The sequence below is a fragment of the Bowmanella yangjiangensis genome, assembly GCF_017255015.1.
GTDB classification, from domain to species: Bacteria; Pseudomonadota; Gammaproteobacteria; order Enterobacterales; family Alteromonadaceae; genus Bowmanella; species Bowmanella yangjiangensis.
Window position 1 is genome coordinate 56,876 of the sequence record NZ_JAFKCS010000003.1, and the last position, 15,217, is coordinate 72,092.

Below are 15,217 nucleotides of genomic sequence, written 5' to 3' on the forward strand. Positions count from 1 at the left end.
GGACCCAAGGTTCAGCAAGGAAATAGCTGATTAAGACAAGAAATGCCGGGTACGATGTACCCGGCTTTTTCTTTATTGGGCTTCGCCTTCACCTTCGATACCCAATAACTCTACCTCAAATACCAGGGTTGAGTTGGGCGTAATCGCACCGGTGGAACGCTTACCGTAAGCCAGTTCGGATGGGATGAAGAACTTGAACTTTGAACCCACTTTCATCAATTGAACACCTTCGGTCCAGCCAGAAATAACGCGATTAAGTGGGAATACTGCGGGTTCACCACGTTTGTAGGAAGAATCGAACTCAGTGCCGTCTAACAGATTGCCCTGATAGTGCACACGAACGGTATCTTCTGCTTTGGGTGACGCGCCTTCGCCTTGAGTCAGCACTTCGTACTGAAGGCCTGACTCAGTCACAGTTACCCCTTCACGCTTAGCATTCTCGGCCAAGAAGGCTTTACCTGCTTCAATATTGCTGGCAGCCATTTCTTCTTGCTTGGCTTGTTGTTTTTCATTAACCAGCGCATCCAGTGCAGTCAGAACCGTTTGGATTTGCTGCTGCTCAAGCTTGGAGTCACCACCTAAGGCATCTTTAAAGCCTTGAATAACCAACTCGCGGTCCAGCATGATGCTGACATCTTCCTGCATGTCCAGTTTTTGGCCGATGAACTGACCAACGGATACGCCCAGTCCGTATGCTTGCTGCTGCTCTTGGCTTTCGAGCTTAACCTCTTGTGCGGTAGGCTGGGTTTGCTCTTGCTGACAGGCTGTCAGGGTTAAGGCCGACAATACGAGTGCGGCAATAGCGGTCTTTTTCATCAACTTCTCCAGTGAGTTTGTTATTTAATATCGCTCTGGTAGGTTTACTGATATCAGCAACCCCAGGTGCTTATGTTTGGAGCACCGTGGCGAATGTCCGAACTTTGAGGCGCAAGGAACCGGAAAGTTTCCTATCCGGCGAAAAGACATGGAATTTGCAGTCAGGATCTTTGCGCTCTCCCTGCTGCTATGGACAGTCAACGGGACAATGGGCTTATACTAAACCCTTAGTGGTAAAAGCGAAACCTAAGGATGTCATGCTTCAGAAAGTGTTTTTGTTACTACTGATAACAGTAACGTCAGCGTGCAGCATACCCGGTAGCACCCCAGATGCCATTTACGAACATGCACCAGGGGGAGCATTGGCTGCTGCTGTCTCTGTAGATAGCAGCCTGGCGGTGGTGTCTTCAGTGGAAAACGGCATTGCCGTATGGGACATGCAGACACAAAAGCAGCGTTATCAGTGGCGTCATCAGGGCGAGGGCAACAACCTGGTGGCCAGCACTAGGATTGCTTTCGACAATAGCTATGTGGTGACTTCTGACCGCGACGCTTTTGCCCTGTGGAGTCTGAGCACCGGTGAACCAGAAGGATTCTGGCGCATAGACGAGTCATCAATTCGGGATATAGCTGTGTCCAATCAGGGGCGGGGCATCCTAGTTGGGCGGGGCAACGGCAAGGTAATGTTCTTTGAACCGCAAAGCGGGCGACGATTGGAGTTCTTAGGTCATCAGGAAAAAATCAATAGTGTCGATCTGTCACCCAATGGCTTTTATGCGCTTACGGGGGGCAGTGATTTTATGGCGTATCTTTGGGATACCCGCAGTGGACAAGTGGTATACAGCTTCACTCACCCGAGCCGGGTAACTAAGGTGGCACTGGATTTCCAAGGACGCTATGCCTTTACGGCCGACAGTAAAAACAACGCGCGAATCTGGGATTTGCGCACAGGACAGCAGATCAGCAAATTGCATTATTTGCAGCGACAGAAAATTTTTTCAGCTGCCAAATTCTCAGAAGATGGTAAGCACTTGCTAACAGGGTCGCCTTCCAGAGGTCTGAGTTTGTGGGATGTGAAAAGTGGCGATGAAGTGAGCAGTTGGATGGTTACACCCAGACGGGGCAGCCAACCACAAAGCGCAGTAGTGTATGATGTGGCCTTTATGCCGGGGCGTCAGATCATGTCTCACAGTAGCAGTGGTCTGACGGAAATCTGGTCTTATTGATTGAGCTGAGGGTAGCCAGATGCAAAATGAAATATTGCAGTCTATAGAAGACCTGCAAACCAAGGTGGCGTTTCAGGACGACACCATAGAGAAGTTAAACCAAGCCCTGGCGGATCAGCAGAAGCAGCTGGATGCACTACAGTTTCAAATGAAACATGTGGTAGACAGGCTCAGGCAGCAACAGGTATCAAACATTGCCAGTGAGTCGGAAGAAACGCCGCCCCCTCACTACTAAGTAAGGGAAATTGCGAAGGTAACCGCAGGAGCACACAATGCAGGAAAACAAACAGCTGGTATCAAGTCGTGGAGAACCCTTGGGGCGTGATCAGGACACCGGGCGCAGTAAGGAACGGCGCCAGGAAAACAGCGAGTTTGTTTCTGTTATTGTTAAGCGCACCGACGAGACCTTCCGCCATCCGGACGATATTCTGGAAAAGGCGATAGGAGAGGGGTTAGAGCAGATCTCAAGGCCCACACTGTCTTTACTGTTATCGGCGGTCGCGGCAGGGATGATCTTGTGTTTTACCGTGCTGGCTGTTGCTGTCATGGCAACCTTAATGACAGAGGGTGAACATCCTTTCAGTCGGGTCATTCTGGCGGCCAGTTATCCGCTCGGTTTTGTGCTTTGTATCCTCAGTCGCACCCAGCTTTTTACCGAACATACCGCGACAGCGGTTTACCCTGTGTTAGACGGCAAAGCTAAGATAAATCGCCTGTTTCGTTTATGGGGCATTGTGATTTTGGGGAATTTGCTGGGAGGTTTATTTTCCACTGGCCTATTAATGGCTGCTGAACCCGTTATTCATGCCAGTGAGGGCTACTTAGTGCTGGCTCGTCATTTATTGGCCTATCCGGTCCAGACCTTATTTGTCAGCGCCATATTGGCCGGTTGGCTAATGGCCTTGGGGGCCTGGATTGTACTGTCTACCTATTCCACCCTGAGTCAGATTGTCAGCATTTACATTGTGACTTTTCTGATTGGGCTGGGCGGTTTCCATCATTCAATTGCAGGCTCCATTGAGCTATTTGTGGGCTATTTCTCGTCTGACAGCATTGGCTTCTGGCAACTGCCACCCGTTATTTTGACCGCTCTGGCGGGTAATCTGGTCGGAGGTAGCGTGTTCGTAGCTATGCTCAATTATGGCCATATCCGCCATTCGCAGCGGGCAGATAATAAAGCCAAGAAGTAATCAGCCCTGATTGTTTAGGGCTTAAATACGCCGATAACAGACTCATTACTGCGGGTGGCTGCGCTAACTTTGTCATCCGGCTGGCTTTGTTTATGCCCACACTGCACGCATTCCACGTGTTCCAGATTGTTCTGCATATACAGCATTAGGGTATCCACGGCCTTACACTGTGGACAAGTCGCGCCGGCGATAAAGCGTTTGCGGGTTTTTTCTGACATCGGATTAGCCCTGGACTGTTGGAGATGGATACCATTTCCCTGAATGGGGCGGGTATAATATCGCGGTTTATTTCACAGTTGTAGCCGAGCCCATGATTCAAATTACCAACCTTAGCCTGATGCGTGGCAGCAAAGAACTGCTGCAGGACGCCAACGCCACTATTTATCCAGGCCATAAGGTTGGGTTAGTCGGTGCCAATGGCTGCGGCAAGTCGAGTTTATTTGCCCTGTTCAAAGGCCAGTTACAGCCCGACCAGGGGGAGTGCGACCTTCCCCGGCAATGGCAAATTGCCTCGGTTGCTCAGGAAACGCCTGCCACCGACCGCAGTGCACTGGATTACGTGATTGATGGCGATCACCGGCTTCGCGCGATTCAGGCGCAATTGGCCGAGGCCGAACAGGCCCATGATGGTGAGCGTATTGCGGCGCTGCATTTGCAACTGGAGCAGGCGGGTGGCTATCAGGTGGAGTCCAAGGCGGCCATTATTCTTGCCGGTTTAGGCTTTTCTCAGCAGCAGATCAGTCTGCCGGTCAGAACCTTTTCCGGTGGCTGGCGTATGCGTCTCAATCTGGCGCAAGCGCTGTTGTGTCATTCCGACTTACTGCTGCTGGATGAACCCACCAACCACCTGGATTTAGATGCGGTAATCTGGCTTGAGCGATTTCTGCAACGCTATCCTGGAACCCTTATCCTGATATCCCACGATAAGGCGTTTTTGGATGCGGTAGTGGAAGAAATAATCCATGTAGAACAGCAAACCCTGAATTCCTATAAAGGTAACTACAGTGCTTTTGAAGGGCTCAGAGCCGAGAAATTGCGCCAACAAGACTTGCAGTTCCAAAAGCAACAAGCGCAACGCGCGCACTTACAATCTTTTATTGACCGTTTTAAAGCCAAGGCCAGCAAAGCCAAGCAAGCACAAAGCCGGGTAAAGCAACTGGAAAAAATGGAACAGTTGGCCCCCGCTCATTACCAAAGCGGCTTCTCTTTCGAATTTATGCCGCCACCCAAGCTACCCAATCCCCTAGTCAGTATGGACCAGGTGCAGGTGGGCTATGGCGATAAGATTATTCTGCAAAAGCTGCAACTCAATTTAGTGCCTGGTAGCCGGATTGGCTTACTGGGTCGTAACGGGGCCGGTAAGTCCACCTTGATCAAACTATTGGCCGAAGAGAATAAGCCGATACAAGGGCAATATGTTACCTCCGCCGGTTTGCAAATTGGTTACTTTGCCCAGCATCAGTTGGAGTATCTGGATCCTGAAGCATCGGCGCTTACCCACGTGCAGCGGCTGGACAGGCTGGCTACCGAGCAGTCCCTGCGAGATTTTCTGGGCGGCTTTGGCTTTCGCGGCGACGAAGCTCTGAGCCCGGTAGCACCTATGTCGGGTGGCGAGAAGGCACGCTTGGTATTGGCGCTGCTGGTTTACCAGAAGCCCAACCTGCTGTTGCTGGATGAACCGACCAACCACCTTGATCTGGATATGCGCCATGCCTTGAATATGGCGATTCAGGCCTTTGAAGGGGCTCTGGTACTGGTTTCCCACGACCGCTTCCTGCTGACCTCGGTATGTGATGAGTTTTATCTGGTCGACAGTGGCCAAGTGCAGCCTTTCTCCGGCGATTTAGATGACTACAAAAACTGGCTGAGCAGTACCGATCCAACCAGGACCGAGCAAGCCAAACCTCAGGAACCTAAGGTTGACCGTAAAGCGATAAAGCGCCTGGAAGCCGAGTTTCGTCAGCGTACACAGCCGCTGCGCAAAGCCATTGATGCGCAGGAGAAACGCATGGATAAGCTTAATAGCAGCCTGGCAGACATCGAAAACCAGATGTTGGATACGTCCTTATACGAAGATCAGCATAAAGCCAAACTTAAAACCTTGCTGGAGCAACAGGTAACAGTCAAACAAGAGCTTGAAGAGCTGGAGCTTAGCTGGCTGGATAATCAGGAGCAATTGGAAGGCATGCAACAAGAGTTTGAAGCCAGTGTGGCAGACTGAAGACTTCTGGCAGTTTAGTCTGGCCGTTTATAAAGAGGCAGAGCACCTGTGTCTGCAATTGCAGAACCGCTATGCCATGAATGTCAATCTGGTACTGCTATGCCTGTTTTTGCAACACCGTAGTTTTACTTTGTCAGACAAGAACATCCGGGCGTTGGTCAGCACTCTGGCTGATACAGAATCTTTGCTGCAGTCGCTTAGAGCCCTGCGCAGACAAACTAAGGCCTTTGACCTTGTTGCTTACCAGCATCTACTTAGTGGTGAACTGGCACTGGAAAAGCGCCAGCAAGCCGACTTGATTGCGTGCCTGAATACGCAAACATTGGTACAAGCTGAGGGTGATAATCTTTACTTGTATGCGCTGGCGTTGAACCCGGCTATGCCGCATCAACTAAAGACAATACTGAGCAAACTGCAAACCGAGACAAAGTTTGACCAGGGTCAAAATGACAACAAGTTTCAGGATCTAAGCTAGTAGCCGAATAAAACACCAGGAGGCTATCATGCTGGAACTCATTTTTAACGACCCCGTTGCCTGGGGATCATTGCTCGGACTGGGCGTAGTGTTGGCTATCTGTTTTTACTACGTGTATTTGTTCATTCGTAACAGCGTAGACGGCAAGCCTCACTGATAAGCCTTGTCTTCGTCGCGGCTCTAGTGTCAAATCCCGTTGATTGACAGATGGAGCAGTAAAGTGAGCGGCACAGACTTTGGCCATATTGTAGAAAGCACGTTCAGGCCACCATGGTGGGCCAGAAGTCCCCATGTACAGACGATCTGGCCGAGATTGCTGCAGAAGCGCCGGGCTATCCAATTGCACTGGGAATCGTTGGAGTTACCCGACGGTGACTTTGTCGAGCTGGCGTGGACACCGGAGCCCGATAGGCCTAAAGGTATAGTGGCTTGTTTCCATGGCCTGGAAGGGTCAGCTCGCTCTCATTACGCCAACGATATGCTGGCCGTTATGCACAGCCAAGGCTGGCGTGGTGTGATGATGCATTTTCGTGGTTGCGGTAATCATCCTAATCGCACAACCCGCGCCTACCATTCTGGTGACACCCAGGACGCGACCTTCTTTCTCGACAATCTGGCCAGTCGTTTTCCACATGTGCCCAAGGTCGGTATAGGCTTTTCTCTTGGCGCAAACATGTTGTTGAAATTGCTTGGAGAGAAGATCAATCAGTCCTGGTTGAATGCGGCGGTTGCCATCTCGCCCCCTTTTCGTCTGGCTAATTGTGCACAAAGCATCAATCAGGGCTTTTCCAGGCTCTATCAACGGTATCTGCTGGGCAGCATGTGTAAACGATTGCTGGAGAAAATGAACCGACTGGATTTCTCCGCGCTGTCACTGAGTGAGGAAAAAGTCAGAGGCTTTCAAAGCTTTCGCGATTTCGATCAACATGTGACTGCACCATTGCACGGGTTTGCGAATGCCGATGACTATTATCAGAAATGCAGCGCGATCTCTTTCTTGAATAAAATATCAACGCCCACATTAGTGTTACATTCGGTGGACGATCCCTTTATGAACCCTGAGGTGGTGCCTCAAGCCCATGAGTTATCACCTTTTGTGCGATTAGAATTAAGCCAGCAAGGTGGACACGTTGGGTTTATGCAAGGTACGCCTTGGCGACCGGTTATCTGGACACATGAACGGGTAGTAAACTTTGTTCGCCCTTACTTAGAGGGCCAGCCATGATCATTCCTATTGATCAGCTCGAAGCGCAGACCTTGCATAATATTATCGAGGCGTTTGTGTTGCGCGAGGGGACGGATTACGGCAGTGAAGAAATATCGCTGGCGGAAAAAATCCAGCAAGTGCATCAACAACTGAAGTCAGGTGATGCACTGCTGGTGTATTCTGAACTGCATGATTCGGTCAATATCGTCCCGGCTGCGCAGTTCAGTGCCGACTAGTTGGCGGCGTTGAAAATGACGTTGAAGGTGACAGGAACGGTTTGATCAATACTGGCCAGGCCGGCCAGTTCCTGTAATTTCTTCACCCCATCCGTCAAACCAAACTGAACGGTATTCAGCAAAATTGGCTGAGTGGTGGTGGCCAAAAGCTGCTCGTTTGCCAAGCGAGTAACTTGCAAAGGAATCGACAGAATCTGCGACTTGGTGTTGAGCTCCAACTGACCCTTGATCTCAAGAGCCATGGATTCGCCTACATCCAAATCCATCACCGTTTTAGGCACTTGCGCTGTCAGGGTCGCATTGGGAAAAAGCTTGAACATATGTTCGCGCATGCGCTCGTTACGAATGGGGATATTGGTCTCAACGGAGTTCAGCTCAATGTTGATATTCAGGCTACCGTCTTCGGCCAGCGTGCCGGTGAATGCCGTGAAATGATGAGTTTCGGTAACCAGATTATTCTTAGTTGACAGGAAACTCAGGCTGGACACGCTTTGATCCAGTTGCCAATCGGCCAGGGCGGCATGTGAACAGAGCAGCAGGGCTGCCAGGCTAAGACTTTTCATGATTTTCCTCTTGTTGATATTTTACGACTTCCTGCCAGTCGACACTGGGGTCTCCCAGCACCACAAAATCCGGGTTAGTCAGGCTGTTGCGTTTATTGTATGTGAGCGGCTCAAAGTTAGCCGCCAAAATTTTCCCACCGGCTTCAGTAACAATACACTGTGACGCGCCAGTATCCCATTCACCCGTGACACCAATGCGCAAGAACACATCGGCCTTACCTTCGGCGATAAAGCAGGCCTTAAGAGAACAACTACCCAGCGGTAGGGCTTGGTAGGTACGGCTGTTGCTTAGCCGTGACATCACCTTTTCCCGGGACTGCCTGCGGCTGATGGCAAGAACTACCACACCGTGCGCAGGATCATCCAGCTTGCGCACACTAATGCGCTTGTCTTCCTTGGGGGTTTCTTTAAACGCGCCATTGCCTTTGCTGGCGTAGTACATCGAGTCACCGGCAGGCCAATAGATTACCCCGACTATGGGTTGATTGTTTTCTACCAAGGCAATATTAACGGCAAAATCACCACTACGAGCGACGAATTCCTGGGTACCGTCTATGGGGTCAATCAGCCAGTACTTTGTCCAATGCTGTCGAGACTGCAAGTCACCGTTGTTTTGCTCTTCCGACATGATAGGAATGTCAGGGGTGTGCCGGGCCAGTGCGGCCTGAATAATGTCATTGGCCAGATAGTCGGCGCTGGTTACCGGCGACTCGTCAGCCTTGCTGTAGTGCTGATAGTTACCGCTGTCATAAATTTTTAAAATCTCACGGCCAGCTTCTCGGGCCGCTTGTTTGGCTATTGCCAGGTATTGGCTAGTGTCCCCGTTTGGCATTACCTGTTCCTTAGCCACCTCTCTGTTAACAGCAAGGCGGCAATACTGCGGGCTTCGGTGAAATCTTCGCGATCCAGTAAGCGATCAAGCTCTCTTATCGACCAGGGAACAACTTCCAAAGGTTCTGGTTCGTCGCCTTCCAGGCTTTTGGGATATAAGTCTTGGGCAATCAGAATGTCCATGCTGGCGTTAAAAAAGGCCGGTGCCATACTGACATTATGTAACTTGAGCAGTGTTCTGGCGCCGTAACCTATTTCTTCCATCAGTTCGCGGTTACCAGCTTGTAAGCTGTCTTCTCCAGGGTCGACCAGACCCTTGGGAAAGCCCAACTGGTAAGAATGTGTTCCAGCGGCATATTCTCTTACCAACAACAAAGTATCGGCATCGAGAAAGGGCACCAGCATCACAGCGCCGCGTCCAGAACCTTTCATGCGCTCGAACTCGCGCCGTGCACCGTTGGAAAACTCCAGATCCAGCTTTTCGATATGGAAGAGGCGGCTGCTTGCCACCAACTGCACCTCATGAATTTGAGGCAGGGCTTTGTCCGACGTGACTTTACTCATCTACCTGTCGCGTTAGAATAACTCGCCCTAACTATAACCCAATAAATGGCGGATAAAACAGCGGATTGCCTTGTAAACGCTAATTTGTTGCGATAACGGAGTGACTGGCTATGTTGCCTTGGAAGCAAATTGATACTGTATTGCTGGATATGGACGGCACATTGCTGGACCTGCATTTTGATAATCACTTTTGGCTGGAGTTGATTCCCGCCAAGTTGGCCGAGCGTGACGGAGTCAGCCTAGAGGCTGCCAAAGCCCGTATGCAAAAGGATTACGATGCAGTAACCGGCACTATTGCCTGGTACTGCCTGGACTACTGGGCTGAGCGATTGCAGATGGATATTGTCAGTGCCAAGCGCGAAGTGCAGCACCTGATCAGTTTGCGCGATGACACTATTCCTTTCTTAGACGCCTTGCATCAAAGCGGCAGGCAGGTGGTGTTGGTGACCAACGCCCACCCCGGCAGTTTGTCACTAAAGGTGGAACGCACCCAGCTTGATCAACACATTGACCTGTTGATATCTACTCATGAATTTGGTGTGACCAAAGAATCCCAATCCTTATGGCAGCAATTGCAGGCACGCTTGGGCTTTGATCCCGCTCGTACTTTATTTGTGGATGACAGCCTGGTTATCCTGGAAGCCGCCCGCCAGTTTGGCATCGGTCATTTATTGGCGGTTAGCAATCCCGATTCTAAAAAACCGGTGCGGGATATTGACGAGTTTCCTGCCGTACAGGATTACCGTTATCTGCTTGAAGATATTCTGGCCAATCCTGTCTCAGTGTGAATTGGGCGCTAGCTAAGCGCCCCCATTTATTTAGAAGCGAATTTGGTAGAAGCCCTGATTGTCCGGTTTACCGAAGAGCCGGGCAGCCTGGTGTACTTCGTCCGGTAAGTCAGCGGACGGTTTAAAGCGACCTTCTACTTTTACTTTGAAATTTGCCGGTATTTTTGCCTGCGCGCTTAAACCAAAACTGTTGGGCTCTTTAATATCCAGTAGCAGAATTTGCTGCTGGCACCCCAACTCAGCGTCAAAGTTGCCCAATGGAATAAAGCCTTTGGTACCTGAAACCTGGGCATTCAGCCACTGCCCCTGGCCTTTTATGGCCTGACAACCGGCTTGCTGGTACGCCAGCTCATCCAGTCTGATCTTAAAGCGACCACTGGCCTTAACCGGCAATGGCAGCGGTAGCTGGGCAATGATCAGGTCGGTAGGCAGATACAGGTCCAATCCATCACTGGCAATCTGGTCGCTGCTCAAACGAATATGCCCGTTGAGTGCAATCTGTTCTGCATCGCGGTTGTTTCCGGCATCCAGTTGCAGGGAGAGTTTCCCGCTCAGTAAAGCCCAGGGATTGAGTTGCCAGGCAGCATTGTGAACAGGAATACCCTGATACATCACTAGGGCGGCCTTGCCATTCCAAATGCTGCCTTGCAGGCCTTGTATCTGCATTTGCTTGGGTAATGGCAAACGCGGAATAACGTGCGCGGCTGGCAGACTAATAATCAGCATTAACAGATATGCACAAAGCGCCAGTGCAATAATTTTAACGGGCTTCATGCTTATCCTTTACTTAACTGCAAGCGGCGAATGCGGATCTGACCCGGCTTGGCGGTTTCGGCAAAATCAGCATCCTGAATAACTATGCCCATTTGTTCCAGGCTTTGCAGCCAGGCCACCACTTGGTTGAATGGCGCTTCATCTACCCACACCTGTAGCTCATCACCTTGCGGCTGCATACGGGCGATGCTGATACTCAAGCGGCTGGCCGTTTGGTTGACCGCCTGGGGCAGGGAGCCGTTAAACTTAGCCCCCTGGCTGGCACTGCCCTTAAGCTGTTGTACACGATTGGCGTTCTTTTGCACCCAGTTAAGCAGCTCCTGCTGGCTGGCGACTGCGGCTTGATTACGCGCGATGGACTGATTCAGCGGCGACCAGACCAATAAATAAAACAGCAAAATGGCCGTGACCAGAGCGGCCACTAACACCAGACGCTGCTCGCGCTCCGACAGGGCATTAAATTTTTCCAGCAACTGCTTCACCTTAGCTCCTCACCGACAGTGAACCGACCACTTTACTGTCCGTATTGTTGATAGCCCCTTGTTCAACGGTAAAACCCTGACCTTCTGCCAGGCGTCGGAACTGCTCAAGTGCTTCAAAATTGTCGGCCATGGCCTGCATACGCAATTCTGCTCGTTTACCGTCAAACTTAAGCGTTTGTGGCAAGACTTTGCTTTGCGCGAATGCGGTGCTTAGCTGTGACAGCATCACCAGCATGGAGGCACCTCCTCCGCCTTGCTGCAGCTCGTTGAGCTTCTGATTCATTTGCGAACGAACGTTGACTATGCGTTTTACCTCGGGAAAGGCACGTTTGAATTCTGCCTCTATCTGCGCATCAAGCTGCTCTTTCTGACTGGCCAGCTGGCTGGCCTGAATCCCTTTATCAATCAAGCTGGTGGACAGGGCAATGCCGGCCAAAATAGCGGCCAGACGCCACTTTTGCCATTGCCCCTGTTGCTGGCGCTTGGGTTTAAATTCACCCTGTAACAGGTTCATCTGACTGGCCAGCGCCCCTTGTGCCAGCACTTTCATGGGCATTTCCAGCGGCTCAGCTTGTTGTAACAGGTTGGGTGAGTCCGGCAGCGTCAGAGACGAATAGTTGGCAATGGACAGTGGCTCACTTAACTGCTTGGCGTGATGCAGCAGCGCATCCAGCATCCAACTGGTTTCACCTTGCAGGCCTTTCCACTGATCTTGGCGAATCAGTAACTGTTCGCCAATTTGCAGCAATGACCAGCCATTTTCCTGCACAGGTAAGGCCAGCACATCTGGCAGCAGTTTATGGCAGGTGAGTCCGGCCTGTTGTAAGTGTGATAACCACTGTTGCAGGCTGTCTCGATTGACCACGGCGACGGCTTGTTGATTGCCCTGGCGCGGGCCCATGGCAAAAAACTGGCTATCGATATCACTGCAAAGTTCATCTTCCAGCATATAGGGAATGGCGGTCAGCGCTTTACGACTGGCCTTGGCGGGCATGGTTACCCAATGCAGTAATACATCGCTGGCTGGAACCAACACAGTGACAGGCCGCGATCCTGCCCGGTCTTTCAGGCTGATTAACTGTTCGGCATGGGTTAACTCGCCGGAGGCGATGATGTCCTGCTCGGCAGTAGACCAAACCAGCCATTGCACGGGCTCCTGAGGCGTTGCCCCCAGCCTGACGATCAGCTGTTCTGTCATTGAAATCCTCCAAATTGCCGACGTATTACGCTGGCCTCATTGCTGTTACCAATCTTAAGCAAAGAAGACATGGTGAAACTGGCGTTATTGTAGCGGCTTCGGGTGTGTAAAAGAAAATACCCTGTGCTGACATTGAACCAGGCCTTTTGTTCATCTTCCATATTCAGATTGGTGATCTCCGGCAAATTCAAAAAATCCTCAATACGTTCAAAGCCTGTGGGTTTGCGTGAGGAGATAATGCCTTTGGCGTCTTGTAGACTGATATTGTTGCCTAATAGCGCATGTAGCAAAGGGGCTTTTGATTCATCCAGGGTGTTAACGTTAACTTTGAGTTCCATTGAACCAGGAATAACGCACAACATGGGCAGTACTTTATTCAGCCACTTGGGGTTAGCGCCATTGACCATGCGTAATTCACTAATATCACTCATCAGGCCATTAGCCGGTAAGTAGGGAGGCTGCATGGCTTCATAATCACTGTCTTCGGCGCCAAAAGGGCTGAGATTACCGTCTTCATCCAGCCAATCCAGCACAGAATCGCTGAAAACATCCACGTCATAAGAGGGGATCTCAAACTCTTCCGATTGCAGCAAGCGTTTAAATGCCTCAGCTAAGGGACGCTTGTTGTTGCTGCTTTGTAGCGCATTAATGTTGAAACAGCTTTGCATGTCGGACAATTTGGCTTCAATGCTACCGCCTTCCAGTGGAAACTGAATGTCGCTTGCGGCCCAGGGTTGGTTGAGGTTTATCACGCCATTAGCATTTTGCATCTGCTCGCTAATGGCTTTGATGGCGTATTGCTCTGCCCCAATGGCATTCCAATAAGCTTGATTGCTGTCTTTGATATTGCCGGCTCGCTTGGCCTGTAGCTGCAAGCGTGAGCCCATTTGTGTGGCCAGCACGCTAACCAGTGCCACTATCATCAGCACCAGCACTAAGGCTACACCTTGCTGTTTAAATTGGGGCATTTGGGTTTGCCCCCTCTGATGCAAGTAGGAACTCTCTGCGAATCAGGCCAAAGTCCAGGCTGTCAATTTCTACGGCTATGGCTCTGGGCAACACCGAACCTATGTAATCATCCTGCCAGTCCAGATTGCGGCTATTGTTATCGTTACTGTTAACCAGAAACTGCACACGAAAGTCCTGTACATCCTCGAGCAGCACCACCACTTTGGGCTCTGCACCTATAACATTGTCGGGACGCAGCGTGTACAAGCGCTGCAACTGACCTTCCTGCAATCGGTAACCTACCGCCTGTAAGGTGCTCCTGGGTAACATCAACAGCGGGTTTTGCCAGCCGGTACGGACGAACGCCAGGCCGTCGGCCTCACTTTGTATCTGGTCGCGCCCACCACTGATCACTTTGCCGCTACTGTCCCCCTCTATTCGCACCGCTCTGGGAACAGCCTGTAAAATATCGCGCTCCATATACAGCATGGCGCGCTGCAGGGCTTCCAGTTTGGCAATACGCTGTTTGGAAATACTGTTGGAGTCGGTAGTCGTCGTTAGTACCGAATAGGACGCCAGGCCGATCATAGTAAAAATGGCCATGGCGATAAGGATCTCCAGTAAGGTGAAGCCTCTGAATGCCATTAATTTGCCCTCTCGGGCTTGGTGAAATAGGTACTGACCGAGGTAATGGCCTGAGGGGCCTGCTCATCGAGTCGCACTTCTACTTCTATCTGACGCAGTTGCTTGTCAGCGGTTTCTTTAACAATTTGCTTCCAATACCAAGTGCGGTGGGCCATTTCCACATGACCGCGTTGGTTGTTTTGAGGCGGCCAGCGACCTTCCAGATGCACTTGGGTCAGACGGTTATTGGCAACCCAAGTAGCCAGCGTGACTTCCTCTATCATGCCGATGTTGTGCAGGTGTTCGCCAGCGGCTTTCATTATGGCCGTGCCTGCCATCGCGAAGATCAGTAAAGCCGCCATGACTTCCAGTAGCGTCATGCCGGACATATAAAAAGGGCGTGCGCAGGTCTTGGTCATGGATTATCCAGCGCGTCGCTAACTCGCAGTGGGGGCATATCCATGGCATCTACTCTGAAGGCCACGGGCTGTTCATTGCCAAAGGTTGGCTCAAACTGGAAAGTCAGACTAAAAGGGGTGATTTCACCACTGGAGAGCAGCAAAACTTGTGGTGGCGGCAGCTTTTCTTCTTCCTCGCCGATTTCCACCCCATCTTCACTTACCGATAAGGTTTCGTCGAACAGCTGCTGGTCAAACAAACTTTCATCATCCTGCCAAGGCAGGTTATCCAGCTCCAGCGCCAGACTGACAGTTTCGTCCAGCTCGCGTTGCTCGAATACCTTGTCCTGCTCAATGCGTTGCCACTGCTGTTCATCATCAAGACGCACAAAATAGTAGCGGTCTTCCTCAATACGCAGCCCCAGCTCTTGTTGATTTAGCACGGCGAAATCAGAGGCCATATTGACCACCACAGCAAAACGCCGGGCTTGCTCTTCGAGTTGTTGCTCCGCGCTTTTACCCAGTGCCGTAAAGGTTACCGTGCTGACAATCAGGCCCATCAGCAGCAACACCAGCATAACTTCTAGCAAGGTAAAACCCTGCATATAGCGTGATGAATGTGGGTGCGGGCCTGGCATCAATGCGTCCGATAGGCGGTGGGGCTGACCCACCGCGA

General features: G+C 51.0%; 21 protein-coding genes. 9 read left to right on the forward strand and 12 right to left on the reverse strand.

Going from position 1 to position 15,217, the window contains the following annotated elements; genetic code table 11:
- Positions 1-72: 72 nt before the first annotated feature.
- Positions 73-816, reverse strand: coding sequence for an FKBP-type peptidyl-prolyl cis-trans isomerase (gene fkpA / locus J0A65_RS04690; RefSeq protein WP_206592975.1), 744 nt, complete (start codon positions 814-816; stop codon positions 73-75).
- 257 nt (positions 817-1,073) lie between these two features.
- On the opposite strand from fkpA, the gene J0A65_RS04695 reads away from it, so the two are divergent.
- The 3 genes from J0A65_RS04695 to J0A65_RS04705 are packed head-to-tail and all read left to right on the forward strand — an operon-like array spanning position 1,074 to position 3,232.
- Positions 1,074-2,042, forward strand: a complete 969-nt coding sequence (locus J0A65_RS04695; protein ID WP_206592976.1) for a WD40 repeat domain-containing protein — start codon at positions 1,074-1,076, stop codon at positions 2,040-2,042.
- Positions 2,043-2,061: 19 nt separating this feature from the next.
- A complete protein-coding gene (locus tag J0A65_RS04700; RefSeq protein ID WP_206592977.1) occupies positions 2,062-2,277 on the forward strand; it encodes a SlyX family protein in 216 nt (71 codons plus the stop codon).
- A 37-nt stretch (positions 2,278-2,314) separates the two neighbouring features.
- Entirely contained in the window at positions 2,315-3,232 is a 918-nt protein-coding gene (locus tag J0A65_RS04705; protein WP_206592978.1) for a formate/nitrite transporter family protein, read from the forward strand.
- Positions 3,233-3,246: 14 nt separating this feature from the next.
- Here the strand turns inward: J0A65_RS04705 and J0A65_RS04710 are convergent, their stop codons facing one another.
- Positions 3,247-3,450, reverse strand: a complete 204-nt coding sequence (locus J0A65_RS04710) for a YheV family putative zinc ribbon protein (RefSeq protein WP_206592979.1) — start codon at positions 3,448-3,450, stop codon at positions 3,247-3,249.
- Positions 3,451-3,542: 92 nt separating this feature from the next.
- Here J0A65_RS04710 and J0A65_RS04715 point away from each other — a divergent pair, with 92 nt between their 5' ends.
- From J0A65_RS04715 to J0A65_RS04730, 5 genes are all read left to right on the forward strand, one after another.
- Entirely contained in the window at positions 3,543-5,453 is a 1,911-nt protein-coding gene (locus J0A65_RS04715; protein ID WP_206592980.1) for an ATP-binding cassette domain-containing protein, read from the forward strand.
- Complete coding sequence (locus J0A65_RS04720) at positions 5,440-5,928, forward strand: TIGR02444 family protein (RefSeq protein ID WP_206592981.1); 489 nt, start codon at positions 5,440-5,442, stop codon at positions 5,926-5,928. Before J0A65_RS04715 ends, J0A65_RS04720 begins: the two co-directional genes overlap by 14 nt.
- Positions 5,929-5,956: 28 nt before the next feature.
- Positions 5,957-6,085, forward strand: coding sequence for a hypothetical protein (locus tag J0A65_RS27630; RefSeq protein WP_269813811.1), 129 nt, complete (start codon positions 5,957-5,959; stop codon positions 6,083-6,085).
- Between the two features lie 63 nt (positions 6,086-6,148).
- Positions 6,149-7,153 carry a hydrolase gene (locus J0A65_RS04725; RefSeq protein ID WP_332874297.1) on the forward strand — a complete coding sequence of 335 codons (1,005 nt, stop codon included), beginning with the start codon at positions 6,149-6,151 and terminating at the stop codon, positions 7,151-7,153.
- Entirely contained in the window at positions 7,150-7,371 is a 222-nt protein-coding gene (locus J0A65_RS04730) for a YheU family protein (protein WP_206592982.1), read from the forward strand. The genes J0A65_RS04725 and J0A65_RS04730 overlap by 4 nt, the downstream gene beginning before the upstream one ends.
- Here J0A65_RS04730 and J0A65_RS04735 read toward each other — a convergent pair.
- The 3 genes from J0A65_RS04735 to nudE are packed head-to-tail and all read right to left on the reverse strand — an operon-like array spanning position 7,368 to position 9,329.
- Positions 7,368-7,934: a YceI family protein gene (locus tag J0A65_RS04735; RefSeq protein WP_206592983.1), complete on the reverse strand. Its 567-nt coding sequence runs from the start codon at positions 7,932-7,934 to the stop codon at positions 7,368-7,370. The genes J0A65_RS04730 and J0A65_RS04735 overlap by 4 nt on opposite strands.
- Positions 7,921-8,766, reverse strand: coding sequence for a 3'(2'),5'-bisphosphate nucleotidase CysQ (gene cysQ, locus J0A65_RS04740; protein ID WP_206592984.1), 846 nt, complete (start codon positions 8,764-8,766; stop codon positions 7,921-7,923). Before cysQ ends, J0A65_RS04735 begins: the two co-directional genes overlap by 14 nt.
- Complete coding sequence (gene nudE / locus J0A65_RS04745; RefSeq protein ID WP_206592985.1) at positions 8,766-9,329, reverse strand: ADP compounds hydrolase NudE; 564 nt, start codon at positions 9,327-9,329, stop codon at positions 8,766-8,768. The genes cysQ and nudE overlap by 1 nt, the downstream gene beginning before the upstream one ends.
- 104 nt (positions 9,330-9,433) lie before the next feature.
- Here nudE and yrfG point away from each other — a divergent pair, with 104 nt between their 5' ends.
- Positions 9,434-10,117 (forward strand): GMP/IMP nucleotidase, encoded by a 684-nt coding sequence (gene yrfG, locus J0A65_RS04750; RefSeq protein ID WP_206593193.1) that lies wholly within the window; start codon positions 9,434-9,436, stop codon positions 10,115-10,117.
- Between the two features lie 30 nt (positions 10,118-10,147).
- On the opposite strand, the gene J0A65_RS04755 is transcribed toward yrfG, so the two are convergent.
- From J0A65_RS04755 to gspH, 7 genes are read right to left on the reverse strand one after another with little or no spacing between them, the layout of a single operon-like run.
- A complete protein-coding gene (locus J0A65_RS04755) occupies positions 10,148-10,891 on the reverse strand; it encodes a type II secretion system protein N (protein ID WP_206592986.1) in 744 nt (247 codons plus the stop codon).
- 2 nt (positions 10,892-10,893) lie between these two features.
- Positions 10,894-11,373 carry a type II secretion system protein GspM gene (gene gspM / locus J0A65_RS04760; RefSeq protein ID WP_206592987.1) on the reverse strand — a complete coding sequence of 160 codons (480 nt, stop codon included), beginning with the start codon at positions 11,371-11,373 and terminating at the stop codon, positions 10,894-10,896.
- 1 nt (position 11,374) lies between these two features.
- A complete protein-coding gene (gene gspL, locus J0A65_RS04765) occupies positions 11,375-12,571 on the reverse strand; it encodes a type II secretion system protein GspL (protein WP_206592988.1) in 1,197 nt (398 codons plus the stop codon).
- Positions 12,568-13,539 (reverse strand): type II secretion system minor pseudopilin GspK, encoded by a 972-nt coding sequence (gene gspK / locus J0A65_RS04770; protein WP_206592989.1) that lies wholly within the window; start codon positions 13,537-13,539, stop codon positions 12,568-12,570. Before gspK ends, gspL begins: the two co-directional genes overlap by 4 nt.
- Positions 13,526-14,164: a type II secretion system minor pseudopilin GspJ gene (gene gspJ / locus J0A65_RS04775; protein WP_206592990.1), complete on the reverse strand. Its 639-nt coding sequence runs from the start codon at positions 14,162-14,164 to the stop codon at positions 13,526-13,528. Before gspJ ends, gspK begins: the two co-directional genes overlap by 14 nt.
- Positions 14,164-14,562 carry a type II secretion system minor pseudopilin GspI gene (gene gspI, locus J0A65_RS04780; protein ID WP_232849753.1) on the reverse strand — a complete coding sequence of 133 codons (399 nt, stop codon included), beginning with the start codon at positions 14,560-14,562 and terminating at the stop codon, positions 14,164-14,166. Before gspI ends, gspJ begins: the two co-directional genes overlap by 1 nt.
- On the reverse strand, positions 14,559-15,179 hold the full coding sequence (gene gspH, locus J0A65_RS04785) for a type II secretion system minor pseudopilin GspH (protein ID WP_206592991.1): 621 nt from the start codon (positions 15,177-15,179) through the stop codon (positions 14,559-14,561). The genes gspI and gspH overlap by 4 nt, the downstream gene beginning before the upstream one ends.
- Positions 15,180-15,217: the final 38 nt, after the last annotated feature.